This is a genomic window from Isoptericola halotolerans (assembly GCF_045689585.1).
Lineage (GTDB): Bacteria > Actinomycetota > Actinomycetes > Actinomycetales > Cellulomonadaceae > Isoptericola > Isoptericola halotolerans_B.
Genome location: NZ_CP140108.1, coordinates 3,897,244 through 3,921,952, shown reverse-complemented (window position 1 = coordinate 3,921,952; position 24,709 = coordinate 3,897,244). Strand labels below are relative to the sequence as shown.

Annotated in this window: 19 protein-coding genes; 16 read left to right on the top strand and 3 right to left on the bottom strand. The window is 67.4% G+C overall.

From position 1 onward, the window contains the following. Nucleotides 1-19: 19 nt before the first annotated feature. Nucleotides 20-1,633: a DNA recombination protein RmuC gene (rmuC, locus tag UQW22_RS18455; protein WP_407318659.1), complete on the bottom strand. Its 1,614-nt coding sequence runs from the start codon at nucleotides 1,631-1,633 to the stop codon at nucleotides 20-22. Nucleotides 1,634-1,736: 103 nt separating this feature from the next. Here rmuC and UQW22_RS18450 point away from each other — a divergent pair, with 103 nt between their 5' ends. Genes UQW22_RS18450 through ychF form a run of 4 tightly spaced genes read left to right on the top strand, consistent with a single transcriptional unit; the run spans nucleotide 1,737 to nucleotide 6,401 of the window. Beyond that, nucleotides 1,737-2,552, top strand: a complete 816-nt coding sequence (locus tag UQW22_RS18450) for an ABC transporter ATP-binding protein (RefSeq protein WP_407318658.1) — start codon at nucleotides 1,737-1,739, stop codon at nucleotides 2,550-2,552. Beyond that, the gene (locus tag UQW22_RS18445) at nucleotides 2,522-4,147 is read left to right on the top strand and encodes a hypothetical protein (RefSeq protein WP_407318656.1); all 1,626 of its coding nucleotides are present in this window, start codon (nucleotides 2,522-2,524) and stop codon (nucleotides 4,145-4,147) included. The genes UQW22_RS18450 and UQW22_RS18445 overlap by 31 nt, the downstream gene beginning before the upstream one ends. A gap of 48 nt (nucleotides 4,148-4,195) precedes the next feature. After that, nucleotides 4,196-5,245: a GNAT family N-acetyltransferase gene (locus tag UQW22_RS18440; protein ID WP_407318655.1), complete on the top strand. Its 1,050-nt coding sequence runs from the start codon at nucleotides 4,196-4,198 to the stop codon at nucleotides 5,243-5,245. A gap of 46 nt (nucleotides 5,246-5,291) precedes the next feature. Then, the gene (gene ychF, locus UQW22_RS18435; protein ID WP_407318654.1) at nucleotides 5,292-6,401 is read left to right on the top strand and encodes a redox-regulated ATPase YchF; all 1,110 of its coding nucleotides are present in this window, start codon (nucleotides 5,292-5,294) and stop codon (nucleotides 6,399-6,401) included. A gap of 467 nt (nucleotides 6,402-6,868) precedes the next feature. On the opposite strand, the gene UQW22_RS18430 is transcribed toward ychF, so the two are convergent. Then, on the bottom strand, nucleotides 6,869-7,870 hold the full coding sequence (locus UQW22_RS18430; protein ID WP_407318653.1) for a LysR family transcriptional regulator: 1,002 nt from the start codon (nucleotides 7,868-7,870) through the stop codon (nucleotides 6,869-6,871). A 224-nt stretch (nucleotides 7,871-8,094) separates the two neighbouring features. Here UQW22_RS18430 and UQW22_RS18425 point away from each other — a divergent pair, with 224 nt between their 5' ends. The 5 genes from UQW22_RS18425 (at nucleotide 8,095) to UQW22_RS18405 (ending at nucleotide 13,028) form a co-directional block, all read left to right on the top strand. Then, nucleotides 8,095-9,147, top strand: coding sequence for a tripartite tricarboxylate transporter substrate binding protein (locus UQW22_RS18425; RefSeq protein ID WP_407318651.1), 1,053 nt, complete (start codon nucleotides 8,095-8,097; stop codon nucleotides 9,145-9,147). Nucleotides 9,148-9,215: 68 nt separating this feature from the next. Next, the gene (locus UQW22_RS18420; protein ID WP_407318650.1) at nucleotides 9,216-9,755 is read left to right on the top strand and encodes a tripartite tricarboxylate transporter TctB family protein; all 540 of its coding nucleotides are present in this window, start codon (nucleotides 9,216-9,218) and stop codon (nucleotides 9,753-9,755) included. Between the two features lie 2 nt (nucleotides 9,756-9,757). Beyond that, on the top strand, nucleotides 9,758-11,299 hold the full coding sequence (locus UQW22_RS18415; protein ID WP_407318649.1) for a tripartite tricarboxylate transporter permease: 1,542 nt from the start codon (nucleotides 9,758-9,760) through the stop codon (nucleotides 11,297-11,299). Continuing rightward, complete coding sequence (locus tag UQW22_RS18410) at nucleotides 11,292-11,915, top strand: bifunctional 4-hydroxy-2-oxoglutarate aldolase/2-dehydro-3-deoxy-phosphogluconate aldolase (protein ID WP_407318647.1); 624 nt, start codon at nucleotides 11,292-11,294, stop codon at nucleotides 11,913-11,915. Before UQW22_RS18415 ends, UQW22_RS18410 begins: the two co-directional genes overlap by 8 nt. A 162-nt stretch (nucleotides 11,916-12,077) precedes the next feature. Continuing rightward, nucleotides 12,078-13,028 carry a sugar kinase gene (locus UQW22_RS18405; protein WP_407318646.1) on the top strand — a complete coding sequence of 317 codons (951 nt, stop codon included), beginning with the start codon at nucleotides 12,078-12,080 and terminating at the stop codon, nucleotides 13,026-13,028. Between the two features lie 1,192 nt (nucleotides 13,029-14,220). Here the strand turns inward: UQW22_RS18405 and UQW22_RS18400 are convergent. After that, a complete protein-coding gene (locus UQW22_RS18400) occupies nucleotides 14,221-14,574 on the bottom strand; it encodes a dihydrofolate reductase family protein (RefSeq protein ID WP_407318645.1) in 354 nt (117 codons plus the stop codon). A gap of 675 nt (nucleotides 14,575-15,249) precedes the next feature. Here UQW22_RS18400 and UQW22_RS18395 point away from each other — a divergent pair. The 7 genes from UQW22_RS18395 to UQW22_RS18365 all read left to right on the top strand — a co-directional run bounded on the left by UQW22_RS18395 (nucleotide 15,250) and on the right by UQW22_RS18365 (nucleotide 24,606). Next, nucleotides 15,250-16,059 carry a GNAT family N-acetyltransferase gene (locus UQW22_RS18395; RefSeq protein ID WP_407318644.1) on the top strand — a complete coding sequence of 270 codons (810 nt, stop codon included), beginning with the start codon at nucleotides 15,250-15,252 and terminating at the stop codon, nucleotides 16,057-16,059. Then, a complete protein-coding gene (locus UQW22_RS18390) occupies nucleotides 16,056-16,271 on the top strand; it encodes a hypothetical protein (protein ID WP_407318643.1) in 216 nt (71 codons plus the stop codon). The genes UQW22_RS18395 and UQW22_RS18390 overlap by 4 nt, the downstream gene beginning before the upstream one ends. A 300-nt stretch (nucleotides 16,272-16,571) precedes the next feature. Then, nucleotides 16,572-18,404 carry an ABC transporter substrate-binding protein gene (locus UQW22_RS18385; RefSeq protein WP_407318641.1) on the top strand — a complete coding sequence of 611 codons (1,833 nt, stop codon included), beginning with the start codon at nucleotides 16,572-16,574 and terminating at the stop codon, nucleotides 18,402-18,404. Nucleotides 18,405-18,489: 85 nt separating this feature from the next. Further along, complete coding sequence (locus UQW22_RS18380) at nucleotides 18,490-20,010, top strand: ABC transporter permease (protein ID WP_407318640.1); 1,521 nt, start codon at nucleotides 18,490-18,492, stop codon at nucleotides 20,008-20,010. A 46-nt stretch (nucleotides 20,011-20,056) separates the two neighbouring features. Then, on the top strand, nucleotides 20,057-20,965 hold the full coding sequence (locus tag UQW22_RS18375; protein WP_407318638.1) for an ABC transporter permease: 909 nt from the start codon (nucleotides 20,057-20,059) through the stop codon (nucleotides 20,963-20,965). Next, nucleotides 20,965-22,707: an ABC transporter ATP-binding protein gene (locus UQW22_RS18370; RefSeq protein ID WP_407318637.1), complete on the top strand. Its 1,743-nt coding sequence runs from the start codon at nucleotides 20,965-20,967 to the stop codon at nucleotides 22,705-22,707. Before UQW22_RS18375 ends, UQW22_RS18370 begins: the two co-directional genes overlap by 1 nt. Before the next feature lie 276 nt (nucleotides 22,708-22,983). Beyond that, nucleotides 22,984-24,606 carry an ABC transporter substrate-binding protein gene (locus UQW22_RS18365; RefSeq protein WP_407318636.1) on the top strand — a complete coding sequence of 541 codons (1,623 nt, stop codon included), beginning with the start codon at nucleotides 22,984-22,986 and terminating at the stop codon, nucleotides 24,604-24,606. Nucleotides 24,607-24,709 lie beyond the last annotated feature (103 nt).

The window sequence follows — 24,709 nt, the reverse complement described above, 5'->3', positions numbered from 1 at the left end:
CAGCCGCGGGCCGTCCGGATCAGCCGACGGCCGTGCCCGAGGCGTCGTCCTCGTCGTGCTCCGCCGACACCCGCTCGAACGCGCGCCGGTCGGACTCGACCAGGTCCTCGACGCCGGCCCGGTCCGTGCGCGACCCGCCCACGGACAGGGTGTCGATCGCCACGATCCCGCCTTCGTCGGCGGCCAGGAGCTCGGGCTTGGTGACCGGCCGGGTGGTCTCCTCGACGACCTTGAGCGGCTCGATCGTGTTCGTCGCGTCGACGACCTTCAGCTCGACCATGCGACGCGCCTGCGGGAGCACCCGTGTCTCCAGGGAGCCGACGAACTCGTTGTACCGCTTGGTGGCCGTCGTCATGGACTGACCCAGCCGCGAGATCTTGTCCGTCATCGTGATGATGCGGCTGTAGAGCTCCTTGCCCACCTGGAGCACCTTCTGGGCGTCCTCGGCGATGGCCTCCTGCTGCCAGGCGTAGCCGACCGTGCGCAGCATCGCGATGAGCGTCATCGGGGTGGCGACCAGCACGTTCTTGCGGGCGGCGGCCTCGAGCAGGTCGGGCCTGCGCTCGACCGCCGCGGCCAGGATCGGCTCGGCGGGGACGAACAGCACGACGAACTCCGGGGCGGCGTCGAACTGCGACCAGTAGGCCTTCGCCGACAGGACGTCGACGTGCTTGAGCAGGTCCTTCGCGTGCGCGTCGAGCTGCTTGTCCACCTCGTCGCGCTCGGTGGCGGACTGGGCCTTGAGATAGGCGCTGAGCGGCACCTTGGAGTCGACGACGATCTTCTTGCCCCCGGCGAGGTTGACCACCAGGTCCGGGACGAGAGCGTCGCCCTCCGCGCTGGTGACGTGCACCTGGACGTCGAAGTCCACGTGGTCCAGCATCCCCGCGGCCTCGACGACGCGCTTGAGCTGCAGCTCGCCCCACACGCCGCGCGTCTGGTTCGACCGCAGGGCCGCGACGAGGTCGGTGGTGCCGGTGCGCAGCTCGGTGTTGACGGCCTCGAGGTGGCGCAGCTGTTCGGTCAGCGTGCTCTGCCCCTGGCTGCGGGCCCGTTCGGCCTCGTCGACCCGCTGGTTCACCTTGTCGAGCGTCTTGCTCATGGGGTCCAGCAGCGCGCGGAACGCCTGCTCGCGCTGGGCGAGCGTCTCGTCGTTCTTGACGGTGCTCGCCGAGAGCTTCTGCTCCGCCAGGTCGAGGAACTGCTTGCTGCTCGACTGCAGGGCCTCACCGGCGAGCGCGCGGAACCGCTGCGCCATCTCCTCCTGGTCGCCCTTGGCCTCCGTGACCTGCCGCTCGAGGTCCGCGCGGACCTGCTGCAGGAACCGGTCGGCCTGCTCACGGGTCTCGCCGACCCGGCGGTCCGCCTCCTGGCGGGCCCGCTCGAGCTCGGCGGCGAACTGGGCGCGTTCCGCCTCGAGCCGCCGCTGCGACTCGGCCGCGCCGGCCTCCAGCCGGTCCCGCAGCTCGGCGACGTCACGTCGCGACGCGTCGAGGTCCCCGCGCGCCCGCACCAGCTCGAACTCCTCGGAACGACGCGCACCGGCGGCGCGGGTCGCGTGCCAGAGCCAGCCGACGAGCACCCCCACGACGAGGGTCCCGAGAGCGATCAGCAGTGCGGTCGTCGTCTCCATGCCCGCCAGGCTGTCACGAGGGTCCGACAACGGGCGCCCGACGCTCCGTCGTCGGCCGTGATCTGCCGTGACCTGCACCGGGATCACCCTCTACGGTGGTCGGGTGAGCACCCCGACGACCCCGAACCAACCCGAGCCGCCACCCCCGGACCCGGCCGCGGCACTGTCCGTGCGCGGCCTGTGGAAGCGGTTCGGCGACAAGATCGCCGTGGCGGGCGTCGACCTCGACGTCCCGGCCGGGTCGTTCTTCGGGCTCGTCGGCCCGAACGGCGCCGGCAAGACGACGAGCCTGTCCATGGCGACCGGCCTGCTGCGACCGGACTTCGGCACGGCCGTCGTCCACGGCACCGACCTGTGGGCCCGGCCCGACGAGGCCAAGGCGATGCTCGGCGTGCTGCCCGACGGGCTGCGGCTCTTCGACCGGCTCACGGGCGCCCAGCTCCTCACCTACGCCGGGCTGCTGCACGGCCTGGACCGGGCCACCGTCGCCGACCGCGCCGAGGACCTGCTGCGCGCGATGGACCTCGTCGCCGACCGGGACAACCTCGTCGTCGACTACTCGGCCGGGATGACCAAGAAGATCGCCCTCGCCGCGGCGATGATCCACGCGCCCCGCGTGCTGGTGCTCGACGAGCCGTTCGAGGCGGTCGACCCCGTCAGCGCCGCCAACATCCGCGACATCCTGCACCGCTACGTCGACGACGGCGGCACGGTCGTGGTGTCGAGCCACGTCATGGACCTGGTGCAGCGGACGTGCTCCCACGTCGCGATCATCGCCGGCGGGCACGTGCTCGACGTCGGCACCGTCGACGCGGTGCGCGGCGCGCAGACGCTCGAGGACCGGTTCGTGGACCTCGTCGGCGGACGCAAGGAGTCGGAGGGTCTCGAGTGGTTGCGCACTTCGTCCGGCTCAAGCTGACGCTGCTCGGGAACACGCTGCGGCGCAGCGTGTGGCAGACGATCGGGCTGGTCGTCGCCCTGCTCTACGGGCTGACCGTCGTGACGTTCCTCGTCGGCGCGGCCGTCGCGGGCGGCCGGACCGACCCCGAGCTGACGGGACAGGTCCTCACCGTCGTCGGCGCCGCCGTCGTCCTCGGCTGGTGGGTCGTGCCGCTCTTCGCCTTCGGGGTCGACTCGACCCTGGACCCGCTGCGGTTCGTGACTTTCGCCATCCCCCGTCGTCGGCTGCTGGCGGGGCTGGCCGTCGCCGGGGCGGTGTCCGTCCCGGCCGTGGTGACGCTGCTGGCCGGGCTCGGAGCCGCCTTCGCCTGGGCGAGCGACCCGGCTGCGCTCGGCGCCGCCCTCCTCGGTGCCGTCGCGGCGTTCGCGCTGTGCCTGGTCGGGTCCCGGGCGACGACGACGCTGCTCGCCCCGCTGCTGGACTCGCGCCGGTACCGCGAGGTCCTCATGGTCGTCGCCATCGTCCCGCTGCTCGCCATCGGACCGTTCTTCGCCTGGCTGGGCTCCGGCGCGGACAGGCAGGTGGACGCCTCCGGCGTCACGGTCACGGCGACCGGGCCCGGCGAGGAGCTGCTCGCCGGCCTCGCCACCGTGGCCGACATCGCCTCCTGGACGCCGTTCGGCGCCCCGTGGGCGCTCGCGGGAGCGGTGCACGACGGCGCCTGGGGGGCGGCGCTGGCCCGATTCGCCGTCGTCGTCGTCACCCTGGCGGCCGCGGCGCTCGTGTGGGACCGGTCGCTCGCGCGCACGCTCGTGACGCCGCGGGGCGACGGTGCCGCCACCGCCTCCCGCCACGGGCTGGGCTGGTTCGCCCGCATGCCGGCGACTCCGACGGGGGCCGTCGCCGCACGGTGCGCCACCTACTGGATCCGCGACCCCCGGTACGCGGCCAGCCTCGCGATGGTGCCGCTGCTGCCGGTCGTCATGGTCGCCGTCGGGATGAGCAGCGGTGCCGGCACCGGGCTGCTCCTGGTCGTCGCACCGATCGCCGCGTTCATCCTCGCCATCGGGCCGTCGAACGACGTCGGCTTCGACAACACCGCGTTCGCGCTGCACGTGTCGGCCGGTGTCCCGGGACGTGCGGACCGCTGGGGCCGGGTCGTCCCGGTGGCCGCCGTCGGCGTCCCGCTCGTCGTGGCGTTCGCCGTCGCGGCGGTGCTGGTCTCGGAGCGCTGGGACACGCTGCCGGCGCTGCTGGGCCTGAGCCTGGGCGTGCTCGGCGTCGGGCTAGGGGTGTCGAGCGTGGCGTCGGCGCGCCTGGTCTATCCCGTGCCGAAGCCGGGCGAGAGCGCCTTCAAGACGCCCCAGGGGGCGACCATGGCCACCCTCGTGGCGCAGATGGTGGCGTTCCTCGTCGTCGCGGTCCTGACAGCCCCCACCGTCGTCCTCGCGCTCCTGGGGATCTTCGGCGTCGGGGCGGCGTACGGGTGGGCCGCGCTCGCCGTGGGGCTGGTCAGCGCGGGCGTCGTCCTGGTGCTCGGGGTGCGCTGGGGCGCCCGCGTGTACGAGCGGCGTCTGCCGGAGCTCCTGACGCAGGTCACCGCGTTCGCGTGACGCGACCCGCGCCCGGGCGTGTCGCAGCCACCTGCCACACTGGTCGGCGTGAATCCACAGAACGACCGCACGTCCATGACCCTCCCCGACGGTTGGACGGCGGTGGTTCCCGGGCTGGCGGACGCTCCGCGGCTGGGTGAGCTGAGAGGTCTGCAGGCCGCGCCCTTCACGGGGTCCGCCGGCTACGACGCCGCGACGATCGAGTCCGAGGTCGCCGGTGCCGCGTCGTGGACCCGCCGCCAGATCGCCGTACAGGACCCGCAAGGTCTGATCCGTGCCTGGGCGCACGCCCACGACCGGGCCGCCGGCCGCACCGTGATCGGCCTCGAGATCGACCGGTCCCTCGAGCCGCGGACCCAGGACGTGCTGGCGGGCTGGTGCTACGGCTGGCTCGCCGAGGTCGGCCGGGAGCTCGCCGGCCAGCGGGACGTGGCGACCACGCAGCTCGACGCGGGGGCGTACGCCGGGGACGACGCGGTCAAGGGCTGGCTGAAGCAGGCCGGGTTCGCGCACGCCCGCACCTGGTGGCAGATGTCCCGACCGGTCGTCCCCGAGGAGGCCGAGCCGGGCACGCTGGCCGCTCCGAAGGCGGGCGTCACGGTGCGTCAGGTCGCCCGCCACGACAACGGGATGCCGGTGGCCGAGGACCTCAACACCGTCCACCGGGTGCTCGAGGAGGCGTTCGCCGACCACTTCAACTCGTACGCCGAGAGCTTCGCGGAGTTCGCCCAACGCCTGCGGGAGGACCCGGGGCACCGCTGGGACCACTGGTGGCTGGCCTTCATGGACGACCCGACCGACCCGGACGCGGAGCCCGTCGTCGCCGGCGCGCTCGTGGGTTCGCAGAGCTCGGCGAACGACTCCGGGGTGCGCGGGAGCTACGTGGACTACCTCGGCGCGGTCCCGCAGGCGCGGGGGCGCGGGGTGGCGACGTCCCTGCTGCACGCCGTCGTCGCCGACGCCGCGGCGCGTGGCCGCAACCGGGTGGGCCTCGAGGTCGACGCCGACAGCCCCACGGGCGCCGAGGCCCTCTACGTCCACCTCGGCTGGCGCACGAAGTACACGACCGAGTCCTGGCACCGCGACCTGACCCTCTGAGCACGCGTCGGGGCGGCCGCCCGGCCGATGCGTAGACTGGGCCGACGTGGCACTCACTATCGGCATCGTCGGCCTGCCCAACGTCGGCAAGTCCACCCTGTTCAACGCTCTGACCCGCAACACCGTGCTCGCGGCGAACTACCCGTTCGCGACGATCGAGCCGAACGTGGGCGTGGTGCCCCTGCCGGACGAGAGGCTCGGCAGGCTGGCCGAGATCTTCGGCTCGGACCGCATCCTGCCCGCCACGGTGTCTTTCGTGGACATCGCGGGGATCGTCAAGGGCGCCTCCGAGGGGGAGGGGCTCGGCAACAAGTTCCTGGCCAACATCCGTGAGGCGGACGCCATCTGCCAGGTGACCCGCGCCTTCGACGACGGCGACGTGGTGCGCGTCGAGGGCTCGCAGGACGCCGCCGGCGACATCGAGACGATCTCGACCGAGCTCATCCTCGCCGACCTCCAGACGCTGGAGAAGGCGCTGCCGAGGATGGAGAAGGAGGTCAAGATCAAGAAGGGTGACCCGGTCCTGTTCGCCGCGGCGAAGCAGGCCCAGGAGATCCTCGAGGCCGGGACCACCCTCTTCCAGGGCGCGCAGGCCGCCGGTCTCGACCTCGCCGAGATCGCCTCGCTGCAGCTCATGACGGCCAAGCCGTTCATCTACGTCTTCAACACCGACGACGCCGGACTCGCCGACACCGCGATGCAGGACCGCATGCGCGAGCTCGTCGCACCGGCCCACGCGATCTTCCTCGACGCGAAGTTCGAGGCGGAGCTCGTCGAGCTCGAGCCCGACGAGGCCGCGGAGATGCTCGCAGAGACGGGACAGGCGGAGGCCGGGCTCGACCAGCTCGCCCACGTGGGCTTCGACACCCTGGGCCTGCAGACGTACCTCACCGCGGGGCCCAAGGAGGCCCGGGCCTGGACCATCCGCAAGGGCTGGACCGCCCCTCAGGCTGCCGGCGTCATCCACACGGACTTCGAGCGTGGGTTCATCAAGGCCGAGATCGTGTCGTTCGAGGACCTGGTCGAGCACGGTTCGGTCCAGGCCGCCAAGGCAGCCGGCAAGGCGCGCATCGAGGGCAAGGACTACGTGATGGCCGACGGCGACGTGGTGGAGTTCCGACACGGAAACATATCTGCCACCGGGGCCAAGAAGTGAGTCCCAACGCCGACCTCGTCATGAATGTCGGTACCTGCTGGTCTACTGCTTCCGAGCGTGCGGGTCGCCGCGGTCGTCCTTCGGCCGCCGGCCCGCGCATCGCTGTTTTCGTAGACCTCCGAGGAGACGTGTCGTGGACGATCTGACCGAGCTTGAGGCGCTGCCGGTCGAGCAGCTGATCGAGATGATTCGGGAGCGGACCGGGGCGGGCGTGAACCTCTCGTTCCCAGGTAAGGTCCTCGCGCGCCAGCTCGGCCGCCGCGTGCGTCCACTCAATCAGCGGATCGTCAAGGCCCACAGCGCGGGGGACGAGCACGACCCGACCGGGCTGACGCCATTCCGTCGCAAGACGAGCCGCGCCTCCAGGCGATCAGGGCCGATGTGGATCTCGATCAGGGGCCCGCGAACTGCCGTCGAACAGTCGACTGGGGTGTGGTGCCCGGATCAGAACGGACTGCGGGTACTCCTCAACGTTGAGAGTTCGGACCCTCTGGAGTTTGGTGCGCCACCATGGTTGTCGCCCACGAAGGCAGTGGCTTGCGCGGAATCTGAACTGCGCCACGAGGCACCCCCAGTGTCAGAAGCGTCTCGAAGAATGCCCTCGTTGCCAGTGGGTGATTCCTGCGCGAGTCCCAGGATACCGAAACCGTTCGGGCGGAGCCGTCCTGGCTCACCGGCCTGTACGTGACCCCAGTCATCTCTGACGCCGTCAGAGCGAGAACGTTCAGCAAACCCACCCCCAACCCCGCCTTGGCAAAATTCACCACTACTTGAGGCTGTTCGGTGCTCCAGGCCAAATGTAGGTCAATACCCCACCTGTAGCCGAGGATTGCAAGTTCGGGCTCCAACATTCGCCCCGGGGAGCTGACCGCGACGAGGTCATGGTTCAACAGCTCCTGCGGCTCGAGGGGGCCAGAGTGTGCAGCCAGCGGGTGATCGGTGCGAAACACCGCTACGAAATTCTCCGACCACAACGGGTAGGACTCAAGATCAGCAGGCTCGTTTGCCTGCGACGTGGTGCGCACCGCAATGTCAACCGTGCCGTCTACGAGGGCGCTGGCTAACCGAGCGGTGGATTGCTCCGTGAGACGAATGGAAACCTCTGGGAATGCGACACGCATCTTCCTGATCAGATCGGGCATCAGGACTGCCGCAATTGACGGATGAGTTCCGACAATCACTGCTCCCTGCACGACACCCGAGGTGAGTTCGACGTCGGCGATTGCGGCGTCAACCTCCGCGAGGATTCTCCGTGCCCGTACCAGAAACTCAGAGCCGGAGACGGTCAGAGTGGCTGGACGATGCTGGCGGTCAAACAATTGGCGTCCGAGAGCCCGCTCCAACTCGGCTACATGCGAACTTACTCGGGACTGACTGCGGTGCAGAACACGGGCTGCGGACGCGAAACCACCCTGCTCAGTCACCGCAACGAAACTAGACAGCCAATCAAGCCGGTTGATGCGAGCCAACTCGTCCTCCTTGTAGCTACCTGCCGTTCGGCGCGGTGTCCGCCGGCTTCCTCGCGGGCTGTGACGGCTGCGCGTCCGCGGGATGTGACGGCGCAGCCCAGTATATCCTCGGACCAGATACTAACGATCCGAAACGCAGGAGCCCAACGGGCCGACACCCGATCCGGTCAGGTGAGACTCTGGTCACCGAACAACCAGTACGTTCATACGTCTAGGAGCCAACGATGACTTCCTCAACCCCTCGCCTTCGCGCACCGTTTGCCGTTGCGGCAGCAAGTGCACTCGTTCTGAGCGCCTGTTCCGGTGACATTTCGGAGGAGTCCTCTGAAACCGCCGGTGGTGACACCGCTGCTTTCGGTTCGTGCGATGTTGCACCTGATTATCCGAACGGGCCGGTGGAGATTGTCGTTCCGTGGTCAGCTGGCGGCGGCACCGATTCAGTGGCTCGCCTCCTTGGCAACTCCCTTTCTGACTCCCTCGGTGTTCAGGTCAACGTGGTCAACCGAACCGGTGGCGCTGGCGTTGTGGGTCACCAGGCGATGGCGAGTGCCAATCCAGACGGACAGACCTTGGGGCTGGTCACCTCTGAGATCTCCATGATGCACTGGCAGGGCCTCACCGACCTCACTCCAGATGATGTCGTTGCTATCGCCCAGGTCAACGCCGATCCTGCCGCTGTATCAGTCGGCGCAGACTCTGAGTACGCGAATATACAGGAGCTCCTCGACGCGATTGAGGCAAATCCGGGGACGGTGACTGCCTCGGGTACCGCTCAGGGTGGGCTCGGCCACGTGGCCATGCTGGGAATGCTCATGGCAGCGGACTTGCCCGTGGACGCAGTGACGTGGGTTCCCTCTGAAGGGGCCGCCCCCGCGGTACAGGAATTGGTGGCAGGCGGGGTCGATTTCATCGTCACGTCCTCCGCTGGTGAAGTCGCACCCATGGTCGAGGCTGGAGAACTCAGCTCCATCGCCGTCATGGCGGATGAACCCGACCAGAATTTCCCTGACATTCCCTTGTTGAAGGATGAGGCCGACAACGACTACACCGGCGGTACGTGGCGTGGAGTCAGCGCTCCCGTCGGTACCGACGAGAACATCGTCGAAGAAGTGGGATGCCACGTCGAAGAGATCGTTGAGACCGAAGAGTTCGAAGAGTTCTTGTCGGATTCTGGCTTCTCTGCTGTGTACGCCGACGGTCCGACCTTCGCTACATTCATGGACGAACAGGACGCCATGTTCGGCGAGGTCATGGAGGCCGGCGGGCTGACTGAATGACCCCCACGTGAAGGCAGGGTCAGGATGATAGAACGGCTAGGAACACCATGATCACGAACAGTGAGAGAATGACAAAGAAGCGCGATCTCACCGACATCATCATCGGTGTCGTCACCATGGCGGTAGGGGCGGCGGTGATCGTTTATGCCTTCGGCCTGCCTCGGCTCAACACCGGCGACTTGGGGCCAGGACTGCTTCCTGCGGTTGTCGGTGCAGGCCTCGTGCTTGCTGGCGGGATCCTGCTCGCCCAGGCTATCGCCGGGAAGGTCGTCCCCGATGATGGCGGCGCTATGGCGCTAGCCGAGAACGCCGCTTCGGAATCGGACGACACCGGTGATGCCGGCGCGTACCGGATCATCGGTGAGGGTCCTCGCAGGTTGGCACTCAATGCTGTGACGGTCGTTGGCAGCATTCTGTTCTACATCCTGACGGCCGAATGGATCGGCTTCATCCTGACGATGTTCCTTGTGTTGTGTATGATCCAATTCGTGCTGGGGGCCCGATGGCGACAAGCGATCCTTGTCGCCATCGGCACCACGGCCGTATTGTATATGCTGTTTGAAAGATTGCTGCTTGTGCAACTACCCAACGGATTGCTGGGAATTTGATAATGGCCGAGAATATCATGATCGCCAGTGAGATTCTGGCCGACCCCATGGTGTGGTTGGTCATTGTTCTCAGCGGAATATTTGGTCTCGTCGTTGGCTCGATCCCAGGCCTCTCTGCGACTCTCGGAGCAGCTCTGCTGATTCCGTTCACCTTCTTTCTAGACCCAGTGCCGGCCATCGCGGCAATTATCACGATGGCAGCGATGGCCATCTTTGCCGGCGATGTTCCCGGCGCGCTCTTGCGGATGCCCGGTACACCCGCGTCGGCGGCATATGTCGATGACACATATGGGCGCACCAAAGAAGGTAAGGGTGCCGTCGCACTCGGAGTCGCGCTGGTGGCTTCTGTGGTTGGTGGCCTTCTCGGTTCACTGGTACTGATCTTTACCGCGCCACTGCTCGGCGCGTTCGCATTAAACTTCTCTTCCTACGAGTATTTCTGGGTCGCGGTCCTCGGCTTGACCGCGGCCGTCATCATCTCTCGCGGATCACAGGTCAAAGGTTCGATCGCGCTACTAGTTGGTCTCCTCATCTCCACTGTTGGTCTCGATGTCACGCTGGGCCAACCACGGTTTACTTTTGGCTCCACTGAGCTGCTTCGCGGAATCGACTTTATCGCAGCCATGCTCGGCTTGTTCGGCTTGTCTGAGGTTCTGCGCAACGTCGTCACTCCTCGAAGCGAGCTTTCTGTTATTCCACGGGTGAATACGACGGGAATGGTCGGGGAATCTCTACGGAAGTCATGGAAGAATAGGTGGAAGGTGTTGAGCGGCGGTGGGGTCGGCTCTGTGGCTGGTGCGCTACCTGGTGCTGGAGCAGATATTGCCGCTTGGATCGCGTATGCGGTTGCCAAGAACACTGCTCGTCAGCCAGAAAAATTCGGCAAGGGTAGTTACGAGGGGATATCGGGAGCTGCGTCAGCCAATAACAGCGCACTGGGCTCTGCGTTTGTGCCGACTCTCGCTTTTGGAATTCCCGGCGACACGATCACGGCTATTATTCTTGGTGTTTTGCTGGTCAAGGGCATCGAGCCGGGTCCGACACTGTTCACTACTGATGTCTCAACACTCTACTCGCTGTATATTGTCTTCATCGTAGCTAACCTTTTGTTGCTACCTCTTGGTTTTGCTCTGATCAAGGGTGGTTCGTTTATTCTGCGCACTCCTCGTTCGGCGCTCATGGCGATCATCGTGTCGATGTCGATTATCGGCGCTTTCGCCATCAATGGTGGATACCTCGAGATCATCATCGTTCTGATCTTCGGGCTCCTCGGGGTCTTGTTCCAGAAGACCGGCATTCCTCTAGCGCCAGTTGTCTTGGGAATCGTTCTTGGGCCAACTATCGAGAGAAACTTTATGAGTTCGGTGATTAAGGCTGGCTGGGACTTCGGCGAGTTCTTCACTCGCCCGATATCTGCCGTTTTGATCATCCTCACCCTGCTGATGCTGCTGTACCCGACGATTCAAGGTGTGACCAGCAAGAGAAGGGAACGCCGCGTCACTGAACAGGCCAAGGGGACCTCCGAAGACTCGTCGCATGAGTGAAATTGGCGTGATCGCGATCATTCGATTGCGGCATCATGAACCAACTGATGCCCTGTACGAGGCCCTCATCGCAGGGGGTGTGGGTGCACTAGAAGTGACGCTGCCAACTCCGGGTTCGCTTGCGGTTGTGGCTCGATGGTCAAATCGAGGCGGTGCGGCAGTAGGTGCGGGAACGGCGCGCGATCGCGCCGGGGCAGCTGCGGCACGCGATGCCGGAGCCAGTTTCCTTGTTACACCGACCACTGATGGTGGGGTGCTGGAAGTGGGAGCGAAAGCGGGGCTTCCCGTGTACTGCGGCGCAACTACCCCGACTGAGATTGAGCGCGCACATCGAGGAGGTGCTGCTGCGGTCAAGGTATTCCCCGTTGGCGCTCTGGGTGGGCCCTCCTATCTCAAGGCCGTCATGGAGCCACTTGATGACATCCCGCTTGTTCCCACCGGGGGGGTCGGGGCTGAGAACGCTACCTCCTATGCCCGTCTCGGTTGCGTCGGCGCTGGTGTTGGATCTTCGATTGTTGACGAGGAACTCGTAGCGGCCGGGCGATGGGGTGACATCACTGAACGAGCAGCCGGTGTTGTTGCCGCCTGGGAGCTCGGAGTCGAGAGTCGGAGTTAGCGCGTAGAAATTTCACGGGCCGTCGCGAAGAATGAGCCCGGCCTTAGTTCGGCACCCGCGCGTAGGGCCAAATTGAGGCGACGGTAAGGGTGGCGTTTCTGAAGGTGCTACGTATGGTGGCCAATCCGAGCGAACCAAGTGAGAGGAACGGCTGATCGGAAGATGGAGTTGGTCACCTTCGGAGAGGCGATGGCGCAACTGGTGCCACAGTCCGGAAATGCCACGGACGCCACGGACTTTGCAGTTCACGTCGCTGGAGCGGAGTCCAACGTTGCCGTGGGTTTTGCGCGGCTTCAGGGGAGTGCAGCGTGGGTCAGCAGGGTCGGCGATGACCCTTTTGGCCGGCGGGTGATGGCGCGTCTTGCAGCGGAAGGCGTTGATACTGCAGCGGTGAATGTTGACCGCGAACGCCCCACCGGGTGTTTCCTGAAGGATGTCACTGGTTCAAAGCGTCCGGTGACGTACTATCGCGCCGGCTCTGCGGCGTCGGTGATGTCCATCAGCGACGTGAAGCGGGCGCTTGACTTGGCGCCCGCGATGTTCCACACCTCTGGGGTGACGGCGGCCCTGTCGGAGTCCTGTACGGCATCCCTTCGACACGTCATGGCAACGGCGTCCAACGCAGGGATCGAGTTGTCTTTTGATGTCAACTATCGCCCCCGGCTATGGAGAAATAGGGCCGCCGCTGCCATCGTCATCCGTGATCTTGCGGCCGCCGCCGACGTGCTGTTCGTCGGCCGTGACGAGGCGGAAGAACTGTGGGGCCTCAGCACCGCCGAGCAGATTCGTACCGCGTTCGCAGAGGTTCGCACGGTGGTGGTCAAAGATGGCGCAGTGGCCGCCACCGCTTTCCGGGATCGCCTGTCGTTCACAGTGCCAGCTCCTCCCGTCGACGTCGTTGAGCCGGTGGGGGCAGGCGATGCCTTTGCCGCGGGGTTCTTGCGGGCTTATCTGGAGGGTTGGAGTCTAGAGGGCGCGCTGAAACTCGGACATGCCTTGGCCGGGGTTGCGTTGCGTTCGATTGATGACCACGGAGATGGCACCGCGGCAGCGGCCTGTTGGACTCAGTCGTCTCTGTACCGAGAGGCCGCCGGCGACCACTCCCAGGCGTGAAGCCCCCGACCGGTGTCACCAACATCATGGCCGGTAGCAGGTCGGAGTAGGCCAGGGCATCGTCGGCACGCTTGCGCGGAGTCCGTCCGAGGGCGACGAGCCCGCCCAGTATGGCTGGGACACCTGAATGGAGGACGTAGGAACCCCTATCAGCAGGGGACCTCGACCCCATCCTCGGCCAGTTCAGACAGTCAGCGCTGCACCCTCATCTGCGTTGAGCTGTCAAACGTTATCTGGCTACGTAACACGGTCGAGTTCCGCTTCAACGTGTAGGAGCACGTCCCCGCGCTACCTGGTTCGCGACGCGTTCGTCGTGTGGGGGCCGTTGAACCACGCTGCCGAGAAAGCGCTGAGCGGGGGGCATCGCGCCGCGGAACGCCGACTACGAGGTGCAGCCAACCGGCTGAGGCAGGTCCGCTCGTGCACCCGACCGGATCGGCACGAGGAGCGCGGACTGCCGGACGTGGTCGCGCGCATAGCGGTGGAGGGTGGCGAGTCGGTCAGCCCGGCGTCGTTCTCTCGCGCGGAGGGCAGATTCTGCCTCGGCGCTCGTCCCTCTCGAGCGCTGACCGCTGATCTCGCACCGTGGTCCAGAGGTTTGCCGCCACCGGGACGTGGTTGAGTTCCGGTCCATCGTGTAGGTCGGGACCCTGGGGGGTCAGGCGGTTGGTCGGCGACCCACGGTTCGCCGCAGGCCTGAGGCCTTGCAACGGCCCCTACCGGAGTACGCGGTAGCGGAGATGGGTCTCGCTCGCGTACGCGGATCCGGCCCATGACCCGTTCCGCGACGGAGTCGTCTTCGCGAGTGGCCGAGCACGAGGAATTCCAGTCCCCGGTGTGTTTTCTCGGCCATAGAACCTCATTCGTCGTCGTGGGGCGTAGTAGCTAGAAGGGGGCCCATCGCTCAGGACCCTCCGCAACGAAACCTGGCGGACTTCCCTTTCGAATGTTCAGATTGCCTGCGCTCCGGTCGGTGACGTGAGCGCAGGAGGTCGCTCCGGCCCCCCGCAGAGGCGATCCGCCCGTCTACGTCCTGTTGGACCACAAGGTAGCCCTGGCGTGAACCGGCGAGCCGCCGACCACGTCTCGGATGGGCTCTCCGTGCCGGAACTCGGTGGGGTTCCGCTTCCACGTCTGACGACTGACGCCCTGCGGGCCCGCACGCCGGCGTCAGCCTGGCGCGGCGACGGAATCAGCGCGCGCGCCGGTAGTGCATGGCGACCGCTCCGTTGCTCAGCGGTTCCGCCGAGACCAGCTCGAGCCGGCGCGTGCCGGGTAGACCGTTCTGGTACAGGGTGGGGCCGTGCCCAGCGATCCTCGGGTGGATCAGGAGCCGGTACTCGTCGATCAGGTCCAGACGGTCCAGCTCGACCGCGAGGTGACCGCTGCCGAGCAGCACGCCCTCCGGCGTCGCATCCTTCACCCGTTGCACGCCGGCGCGCAGGTCGCCCGCGAGGTGGTGGCTGTTGGTCCACGGGAAGTCTTGGCGCGTGGACGACACGACATACTTGGGTCTCGCCTCCAGCGTGACGGCCCAGTCGCGCATCGCGGGCTGCCTGCTCGCCGCGGGCGACGGCGGGCCAGGAGGCCTCCATCATCTCGTAGGTGACGCGGCCCCACAGCATCGCCCCGGAGCCGTCCATGAGCCGGGTGAAGACACCGTGCGTCTCGTCGTCGGCGATCCCCTCCTCGTGATCGACGCAGCCGTCCACGGTGAGGTTGATGCCGAACGTCAGTAGCCCCATTCGGCGAGCGTACGGCCGCGAGTCGGGTCACCGCCAGGAATCGGCATTCGCTCGAATACAACTGTGCCTGTCGAGGCAAGGACATGTCTCCTCTCGTGTGGCGCCCGAAGGAGTTCTCCGCGCAGTACCGAGATCTCAGCCTGATGACAGGCGCTCGGTCTGCTCAGGCTCTGGATCCAAGAATCCAGGTACCCGGCGAGATCGTCGAAGACGCTGGTCTCAGAACCCGCGGAGACGATCCGCAGTTCCTCGCGATCACCCCCTCGTGCTCTGGCCGGGCGCGCTTCGTGCGCAGTGCGCGGAACTCGCGTTGCCCGTCGGTCAGGTCGGGTGGGGCGATGTCCGTGTAGCCGGTGTCGAACTCGTTCGCGCCGTCGGTCAAGCTGGCGTTCACGGACACCATGATCAACTCGGTCCGCCGGTCGACACCGGGAATTGCGTTGCCTCCGAGCGGCGGTCCTGGCAGCGTCGCGGACGTGACAGACCCCGCGCGGCTCCTCGCCGCCTATGACGAACGGCTCCGCACCGATGCCGAGTGCTCGTCCGCCCTGCGCGTCCGGAGGCTCGGCCCCCCGTGGCTCGTGACGTTCGCGGGCGGGCACGGCTTCGTGACCTACCGGGACCTCGGCGGCGCCGACGCCGCGACGGTCCGCGAGCTCGTCGCCGCGGCGGTCGAGCACTTCGGTGCCGACGGGAAGATCGACCGCGTCGAATGGAAGGCGCGCGGTCATGACCACGCGCCGGGGCTGCACGAGGCGTTGACCGGTGCCGGGTTCGCCGCGGACGCCACCGAGTCGATCATGATCGGACCGGCCGAGGCGCTCGCGGCCGCCGACGCCCCGCTGCCCGCCGGCGTGACGGTGCGCAGGATCAGCTCCGAGGCCGAGGTACGGGCGATGCAGGCGATGGCGGACGAGGTCTTCGGGGACCCGCCGTCGGCCGGGCATGCCGAGGAGATGCTCCGGCGGCAGGCCGCGGACCCGGGCATGGAGATGTGGGTCGCCGAGGCCGACGGCGAGATCGTGAGCGCCGGGCGGCTCGAGCCGGTCGCCGGCACGGAGTTCGCCGGGGTCTGGGGCGGGTGCACGCGCCCCGCGTGGCGTGGACGCGGCATCTACCGGGCGCTGACCGCGGCGCGCGCCCGTGCTGCGCTGGCGGCGGGCAGGACCCTGATGCACAGCGACTCCACCGAGTACTCCCGACCGATCCTGGAACGGTCCGGCATGCTCGAGGTCTCGACGACGACGCCCTATCGCTGGCGCCGGCCGGGGACGGAACGCCGATGAGTCTCCAGGACGACCCGTTCGACCACCGGGTCACGAAGGACGGCCGCGTGCTCGTCAGCCGGGGTGGACGGCTCGTGGTCGTCGTGTCCGGAGCGAAGGCAGCGCGCCTGATCGCGCTGCTCGGGCAGGACGAGGAGCGTGACCAGGAGCTGCTCGCGCGGGCGACGGGCAACTACCGCCGCGGGAACGAGAGGCGTGGTCACCGCTCCTGAGGGAAAAATTCCGTCCGGATTCCCCTTTCTCGTTCTTTCCATAACACGGTTATATGACAGCGGCGTGATGGAACGGAACGTGGTTGTTTCGTTGATGTTCCGATGCAACCGGCGAAATCGTGCGGCATGCTTCTCGGCAGTCTCAGATCGGTAACGATCAACTCGGAAAGTGTCGGAAGGGTGAATACCGTCACCCGGGGCTGGGTACGGTGTGGCGAACACCACGGACCCTCCGAGGGTGAGACTGGACACAGCGCCGGTCGAGCACGGCGGGGGGTCCTTCCCCTGAGGAGGAACCCAGTGAAGATCAGGCGAGCAAGCGCAGCCGTCGCGGCCGTCGCCGCGGGCGCCCTGCTGCTCTCGGCGTGCTCCAGCCCGGCAGCCGACGACGAACCGCAGTCGGAGGAGTCGATGGCGGAAGAGTCGACGGACGCCGAGCAGATCAGCGACCCGTGCAAGGTCGACACCGGCACCACGGAGACCGCGGAGGGCGAGGTCAAGTACTCCGTCGGCGAGGACGAGTTCCTCGGATACAACACCCTCACGCCCGAGACGTACTCGACGTACAACAGCGCCGTGACCGAGCGTATGCAGGGTGGTTTCTGGTACTTCGGCGTCGACGGCACGATCTGCCACGACGAGACGTTCGGCACCTACGAGGCCATCTCCGAGGACCCGCTGCAGGTCCAGTACACGATCGCGGACGACGCGGCCTGGTCGGACGGCACCCCCATCACCTACGCGGACTTCCTGCTCGAGTGGGCGACGAAGGCCGTCACCGCCGACGGCACGGTGACCGAGGACGGCACCGAGACCCCGCTGTTCAACAGCGTCTCCGGTCTCACGCTGGGCGACTACACGCCCGAGGGCCCGCAGGCCGACGCCGCGGACGCCAAGTCGTTCCAGTACGACTACGAGCGCATCTATGCCGACTGGGAGATCATCATCGAGGCTCCCCTGCCGGCCCACGTGGTCGCCGAGCAGATCGGCGTCACCACCGAGGAGCTCGTCACCGCCATCCAGGAGCTCGACATGAGCGTCCTGGAGCCGGCCGCCGAGTTCTGGGCCACCGGCTGGCTCTCGGAGACGCCGGGCGAGCTGCCCGACCCGGCTCTGGTGCCCTCCTCCGGCCCGTACATGTTCAAGGAGGACGGCTGGGTCGCCGGTCAGTCCATCACCCTGACGGCCAACGAGAACTACTGGGGCGCGCCGGCCGCGACCCAGGACCTCACCTTCCGGTTCGCTGCGGCCGACACCCACGTCCAAGCGCTGCAGAACGGTGACCTCGACGTCATCGAACCGCAGGCCACGGTCGACACGGTGGACCAGCTCGAGCAGCTCGGCTCGGCCGTGACCGTGACGACGGGTCAGACGCTGACCTGGGAGCACCTCGACTTCAACTTCAACAACGGCGTGTTCTCGGACAGCCTCGAGGCGCGTGAGGCGTTCGCCTACTGCGTGCCGCGCCAGAAGATCGTCGACGACCTGATCAAGCCGATCGACGACACCGCCGTGGTCATGAACGCCCGCGAGGTGTTCCCGTTCCAGACGGAGAAGTACGACGAGATCGTGGCCGAGTCCTACGACGGTCGCTACGACGAGGTCGACCTGGACATGGCAGCGGAGAAGTTCGCCGCCGCCGGTCTCGAGGAGGGCACGGAGGTCCGCATCGGCTACTCCGCCCCGAACCCTCGCCGTGCCGACGAGGTCGCCTCGATCAAGGCGTCGTGCGACCAGGTGGGCTTCGAGGTCGTCGACGCCGGTTCGCCGGAGTTCTTCGACAAGGACCTCCCGAACGGTGACTACGAGGTCGCGCTGTTCGCGTGGGCGGGCTCGGGCCAGAAGGCCTCCGGGCAGAACATCTACGCGACGGACCAGCCGCAGAACTACGGCGGCTACTCCGACGAGGTCGTCGACGAGGCGTGGGACACCCTCGCCTCGACCGTCGACGAGTCGGTCCACGTCGAGCAGACCAAGGTGATCGAGAAGCAGCTCTGGGACACGCTGTTCGGCATCCCGCTGTTCGCTCACCCGGGTGTGGGGGCGTACAGCTCCGACCTGGAGAACGTGCGCGACACCGCCGCGCAGTCGGGCATCGTGTGGAACGCGGAGCAGTGGGCTCGCGCGTCCTGACGTCCTGACCACCTAGAGGCACGCGTGCGGGGACAGGGGAGCTCCCTTGTCCCCGCACGCCTGCCCGATCGTAAAGGGGCACCTCGTGCTCAAGTTCATCCTCCGCCGCCTGGGCATCTCCGCCCTGGTCCTGCTGGCGGCGTCGTTCCTCATGTTCATCCTCACCGTGAACTCCGGTGACCCGCTGAAGGACCTCCGCGAGAGCAACGCGGACAACAAGCAGCAGCTCATCGACGCGCGCGAGGCCCAGATGGGTCTCAACGACTCGGACGTGGTGCGCTACTGGGACTGGTTGACGGGCGTCGGCCAGTGCTTCACGGGCAGCTGCGACCTCGGCACCACCGTCACCGGCGCCGACGTGCTCGAGCTCACGGCACAGGCGGCGTCCTCGACACTGCGCCTGGTCACCGCGGCCACCCTGCTGGCCATCGTCGTCGGGATCGCCGTCGGCATCATCTCGGCCATCCGCCAGTACTCGGGGTTCGACTACTCGGTGACGTTCCTCGCCTTCCTCTTCTTCTCGCTGCCCGTGTTCTGGGCGGCGGTGCTCCTCAAGGAGTACGGCGCGATCCGGTTCAACGACTGGATAGCCGCCGGGGACATGTCACCACCGATGATCCTCGGGTTAGCCGTGGTGGTCGGCGTGGTCGTCGGCGCCGTGATGGGCGGCTCCTGGCGGCGCATCCTGGGCACCGGGGCGGTCACCTTCGCGTTCGTGGCCCTCGTGCTGTGGGTGCTGAACGTCCTGGACTGGTACCGCAACCCGTTCTTCGGGATCGGCATGGTGCTGCTCACCTCGCTGGGTGCCGCCGTCCTCGTGACCGCGATCGTCGCCGGACTGGGCAACCGCCGCGTCCTGTACGCCGCGCTGACCACCGCCGTCGTGGGCACTCTCAGCTACCTCGCCTTCGCCGGGATCCTGCTGGAGCCGTCGTCGTGGTGGGTCCTCATCGGGCTGTTCGTCCTCGCCGTCGTCGTCTCGGTCGGCATCGGCGCCGCCTGGGGCGGTTACGCGCGCAAGCAGGCCATGCTGATCTCGGGCGTGACCGGCGCCATCACGTCGCTGGTCATCGTGTTCGACATCCTCGTGGCCAACTGGTCGAGCTTCCTGCAGCTCAAGTCGCGGCCGATCTCCACGATCGGCTCCGAGACCCCGAACTTCACGGGGGACTTCTGGGAGACGGCACTGGACACCGGCATGCAGCTCGTCCTGCCCACCGTGGTCCTCACCCTCGTCTCGGTCGCGTCGTACTCGCGCTACACGCGGTCCTCCATGCTCGAGGTCATGAACCAGGACTACGTCCGCACGGCGCGGTCCAAGGGCCTGTCGGAACGCGCCGTGGTGACCAAGCACGCCTTCCGCAACGCCCTCATCCCGATCACCACGATCGTGGCGTTCGACTTCGCCGGCCTCATCGGCGGCGCGGTGATCACCGAGAGCGTGTTCGGCTGGAAGGGCATGGGCGCGATGTTCCGCGCGGGCCTCGACCGGGTGGACCCCGACCCGGTGATGGCGTTCTTCCTGGTGACCGGTACCGCGGCGATCCTGATGAACATGCTCGCCGACATCGCCTACGCCTACCTCGACCCACGGATCCGGCGGTGAGACCCATGACCGGAAACCCGTACGCCTCACACCCGCGGAGCGAGCCATGACCGACCTCCAGACACCTCCGGCACAGGAGCGGTCCTACAGCCAGGGCCAGCTCGTGCGGATGCGGTTCTTCCGCCACAAGGGCGCGATCGTCGCCATGGTCGTCCTGGCCGTCGTCGTCCTCGTCGCCTTCACCTCCATCGGGATCGGCCCGATCCCGGGGTGGTGGGACAAGGCTCCCGAGGCGCCGTACGAGAAGATCGGCACGGGTGCCCCCAGCTGGGAGCACCCGTTCGGACAGGACACCATCGGCAAGGACTACTTCGCCCTGGTGATGCTCGGCACCCAGAAGTCGCTCATCATCGCCTTCGGCGTGGGTCTCATCTCCACGCTCATCGGCACCCTCATCGGTGCCGTCGCCGGGTACTTCCGTGGCTGGCTCGAGTCGGTGCTCATGCGCCTGACCGACCTGCTCCTGGTCATCCCGCTGCTGGTGCTCGCGGCCGTGCTCGGCAAGATGGCCAGCGGGTGGGGGATCTGGGGTCTCACCGTCGTGCTGGGCGTCGTGCTGTGGACGTCGCTGGCTCGCCTGGTGCGCGGGGAGATGCTCTCGCTGCGCGAACGCGACTTCGTCGTCGCGGCCACCGCCGTCGGCACGGGCAGCGGCCGCATCATCTTCAAGCACATCCTGCCCAACGCCATCGGCACGATCATCGTCTCGGCGACGCTGACCATCTCCTCGGCGATCCTTCTCGAGACGTCGCTGAGCTACCTCGGCTACGGCGTGCAGGCTCCCGACACGTCGCTGGGCCTGCTCATCTCCGACTACCAGACGGCGTTCACCACGCGTCCGTGGCTCTTCTGGTGGCCGGGTCTGATGATCCTCACCATCGCCCTGACCGTGAACTTCATCGGCGACGGCCTGCGCGACGCCTTCGACCCTCGCCAGAACAGGACCAAGGCCTGATGACCACCCTCGACATCACCTCCTCGTCCGACGCCACGTCCACCGGCGGCGCCGTCCTGTCGTTCACCGACCTCGAGGTCACGTTCGGCACGGAGTTCGGCGACGTCCACGCGGTCAAGGGCGTCTCGCTCGAGGTCCACCCGGGCGAGGTCCTCGCGCTCGTGGGCGAGTCGGGCTCCGGCAAGTCGGTCACCTCGACGACGGCGCTCGGCCTGCTCCCGGGCAACGCCCGGGTCGCGGGCACCGTCCGGGTCGGCGACAAGGTCGTGGGGGACCTCGACCAGGCGGGGCTGCGCAAGATGCGCGGCAACGACATCGCCATGGTCTTCCAGGAGCCGATGACGGCGCTCAACCCGGTGCTGACCATCGGCGACCAGCTCACCGAGGCGCTCCAGCTGCACGGCATCGCCTACGGCAAGCAGGCGATGGCCCGCGCGGCCGACCTGCTGCGCATGGTCGGCATCCCGGAGCCGGAGCGCCGGCTCAAGCAGTATCCGCACGAGCTCTCGGGCGGGCAGCGCCAGCGCGTCGTCATCGCGATGGCGGTCTCCTGCGACCCGAAGGTCATCGTCGCCGACGAGCCCACCACGGCGCTCGACGTCACGGTGCAGGCCGACATCCTCGACCTGCTGCGATCGCTGAAGGACAAGCTGGACACCGGCATCCTGCTCATCACCCACAACATGGGCGTGGTGGCGGACATGGCCGACCGGGTCGCGGTGATGCTCCAGGGCGACCTCGTGGAGACGGGGACCGCCGAGCAGGTCCTGACGAACCCGCAGCACGAGTACACGAAGCAGCTCCTCGGCGCGGTGCCCCACCTGGGGGAGGGCGTCGGCCGGGCCGAGGCCGCCGCGGGGCGGGCGAGCGAGCCCGCTCGCGTGAAGCCGGCGCTGGCCCTCGACAACCTGGTCATCGAGTACCACCGCCTCGGCAAGCCGGCGTTCCGCGCCGTCGACGACGTCACCTTCACCGTCGGGAAGGGCGAGATCGTCGGACTGGTGGGGGAGTCCGGCTCGGGCAAGTCCACGATCGGCAAGTGCGCGCTGGGGCTCATCCCCGCGCGCTCGGGCAGCGTGCGCATCCTCGGCGAGGACTACAAGGCGCTCGACAAGAAGCAGCTCAAGGCGTTGCGCCGTCGGATCGGTGTCGTGTTCCAGGACCCGGCCGCCTCGATCAACCCCCGGTTCCCGGTGGGCGAGGCGATCGCGGAGCCGCTCGCCGTCCATCAGGTGGGCGACCCCGCCTCCCGCCACCGGCGGGTGCTCGAGCTGTTGGACGCCGTCGAGCTGCCGCGCTCGTTCTACAACCGCTACCCGCACGAGCTCTCGGGCGGGCAGCGACAGCGCGTCTCCATCGCGCGGGCGCTCACCCTGGAGCCGGAGCTCCTGGTCGCGGACGAGCCGACGTCGGCGCTCGACGTCTCGGTGCAGGCCTCCGTCCTGGAGCTCTTCACCTCGCTGCAGCAGGAGTTCGGGTTCGCCTGTCTGTTCGTCAGCCACGACCTGGCGGTCATCGACCTCCTGGCCCACAAGGTGGTCGTGCTCCAGGACGGCCGCATCGTGGAGCAGGGCGACCGGGACGCGGTGCTGCGCAACCCGCGCGAGGACTACACGAGGCGACTGCTCGCCGCCGCCCCGGTCCCGGACCCTGCCGAGCAGAGGCAGCGGCGTGAGGACCGGCACCGGCTCCTCGCCGAGCTCGGTGACGAGGTGGTCGAGCTGCGCGTCGGCGGCTGGTGAGCCTGCTGCGGCGAGCGAGACGGCGGTGACCGTGCGCTCTCGCTGGTGACGGACCTCACAGGCCGAACCGGTGGAAAGCGGTTGTGCAGGTCCCCGGGTTTCGGATGCGTTCCAATCAGGTCACGATCGATGCGAAGGTCCACGAAATGGTGACCCGGGACACGATCGAAAGGTTAGGCTCCTTCCCGCACCGTGCCACGAGCGCCGATCCGCGCCCGGGCACCACCGCCCCCGGACATCCATGCCGGGAGCGTGCACATCTACTCAGGAGGACACGTGACACCTCGACGACGTCTAGCAGGCATCGGGGCCTTCACCCTGGCTTCGGCGCTGCTGCTCACTGCGTGCGGAGACTCCGGCTCCGACGACGGCGACTCGACCGCGGAGGGCGACGGCGCCAGCACCGGCGTCGTCTCCGTCAGCAGCGGCGAGCCGCAGAACCCCCTGACCCCCGGCATGACCAACGAGGTCTACGGCGGTCTGGTCGTCAAGAACATCTACTCCGGCCTCGTGTACTACAACTCCGAAGGCGGAGTCGAGGACGAGATGGCCGAGTCGATCGAGTCCGAGGACAACCAGACCTGGACGATCACGATCCAGGACGGCTGGACGTTCTCCGACGGCACCCCGGTCACGGCCAGCAGCTACGTCGACGCGTGGCAGTACATCGCGAACCTCGACAACGCTCAGAACCAGCAGTACTTCTTCAACGGGTTCGCGGGCTTCTCGTCCGACGAGGCCTCCGACATCGCGGTCGAGGTCGTCGACGACACGACCTTCACCGCGGAGCTCGCCGAGCCGTCGGCGGACTTCCCGCTCTGGCTGGGCTACACGGCGTTCTTCCCGATGCCCGAGGCCTTCTTCGAGAACCCGGACACCTTCGGCGAGACGCCGATCGGCGCCGGTCCGTACGAGCTGGAGAGCTGGGAGCACGACAGCCTCATCACGCTCATCCCGCGTGAGGGCTACGAGGGCCCGCGCGAGCCCGCCAACGGCGGTGTCGAGATGGTCGCGTACACCGAGGAGGACACGGCGTACAACGACATGCTCGACGGCAACCTCGACGTGCTGCCGAACGTGCCGTCGTCGGCCTTCGGCACCTTCGAGGACCAGCTCGGCGAGCGCGCCGTGAACCAGCCCTCGGCCGTGATCCAGGTCGTCAACGTGCCCGAGTGGCTCGAGGAGTTCCAGGACGAGGCCGGCACGATGCGTCGCGAGGCGATCTCGATGGCGATCGACCGCGAGACCATCACCGAGACCCTCTACCAGGGTGCTCGGACCCCGGCGCACGACTTCACCTCGCCCGTCATCGACGGCTACTCCGAGGACATCCCCGGTTCGGAGATCCTCGAGTACGACCCCGAGGGCGCCAAGGAGCTGTGGGACGAGGCGGAGAGCATGGAGCCCGTCGGCGACGACTACACCCTGCAGATCGCGTCCAACGCCGACTCCGACCACCAGGACTGGATCGACGCTGCGTGCAACACGATCCGCCAGGACCTGGGGATCGGCTGCGAGTTCGCGCCGTACACCACCTTCGACGAGTTCCTCGACGCCCGTGACTCGGGCGAGGTCGAGGGCATCTTCCGTGGTGGCTGGCAGGCGGACTGGCCGTCGATGAGCAACTTCCTCGGCCCGATCTACGGCACGGGCGCCGGCTCGAACGACATGAACTACTCCAACGAGGAGTTCGACGCCAAGCTGGCCGAGGCCGGCGCGGCCCCGGACACCGAGACGGCGACCGAGCTGTACAAGGAGGCGCAGGAGATCCTGTTCCAGGACGTCCCGGGCATCCCGCTCTGGTACCAGAACGCCACCGGTGGCTACGCCGAGACGGTCGAGAACGTCGAGTTCGGCTGGGACAGCGACCCGATCCTGTACCAGATCACCAAGGAGTGACACCCCGCTGACAGGACGCCGCCCTCGCTCCGGCGAGGGCGGCGTCCTGTCGCGAGAGTTCCGCGTGGTCGACGGCGTCCGGTACGGTCTGACGTCGACCACT

Coding starts and splice junctions, on each gene's coding strand:
- rmuC (WP_407318659.1), bottom strand. CDS start 1,633: ATGGAGACGACGACCGCACTGCTGATCGCTCTCGGGACCCTCGTCGTG.
- UQW22_RS18425 (WP_407318651.1), top strand. CDS start 8,095: ATGACTTCCTCAACCCCTCGCCTTCGCGCACCGTTTGCCGTTGCGGCA.
- UQW22_RS18420 (WP_407318650.1), top strand. CDS start 9,216: ATGACAAAGAAGCGCGATCTCACCGACATCATCATCGGTGTCGTCACC.
- UQW22_RS18415 (WP_407318649.1), top strand. CDS start 9,758: ATGGCCGAGAATATCATGATCGCCAGTGAGATTCTGGCCGACCCCATG.
- UQW22_RS18410 (WP_407318647.1), top strand. CDS start 11,292: ATGAGTGAAATTGGCGTGATCGCGATCATTCGATTGCGGCATCATGAA.
- UQW22_RS18405 (WP_407318646.1), top strand. CDS start 12,078: ATGGAGTTGGTCACCTTCGGAGAGGCGATGGCGCAACTGGTGCCACAG.
- UQW22_RS18400 (WP_407318645.1), bottom strand. CDS start 14,574: ATGCGCGACTGGGCCGTCACGCTGGAGGCGAGACCCAAGTATGTCGTG.
- UQW22_RS18390 (WP_407318643.1), top strand. CDS start 16,056: ATGAGTCTCCAGGACGACCCGTTCGACCACCGGGTCACGAAGGACGGC.
- UQW22_RS18375 (WP_407318638.1), top strand. CDS start 20,057: ATGACCGACCTCCAGACACCTCCGGCACAGGAGCGGTCCTACAGCCAG.
- UQW22_RS18370 (WP_407318637.1), top strand. CDS start 20,965: ATGACCACCCTCGACATCACCTCCTCGTCCGACGCCACGTCCACCGGC.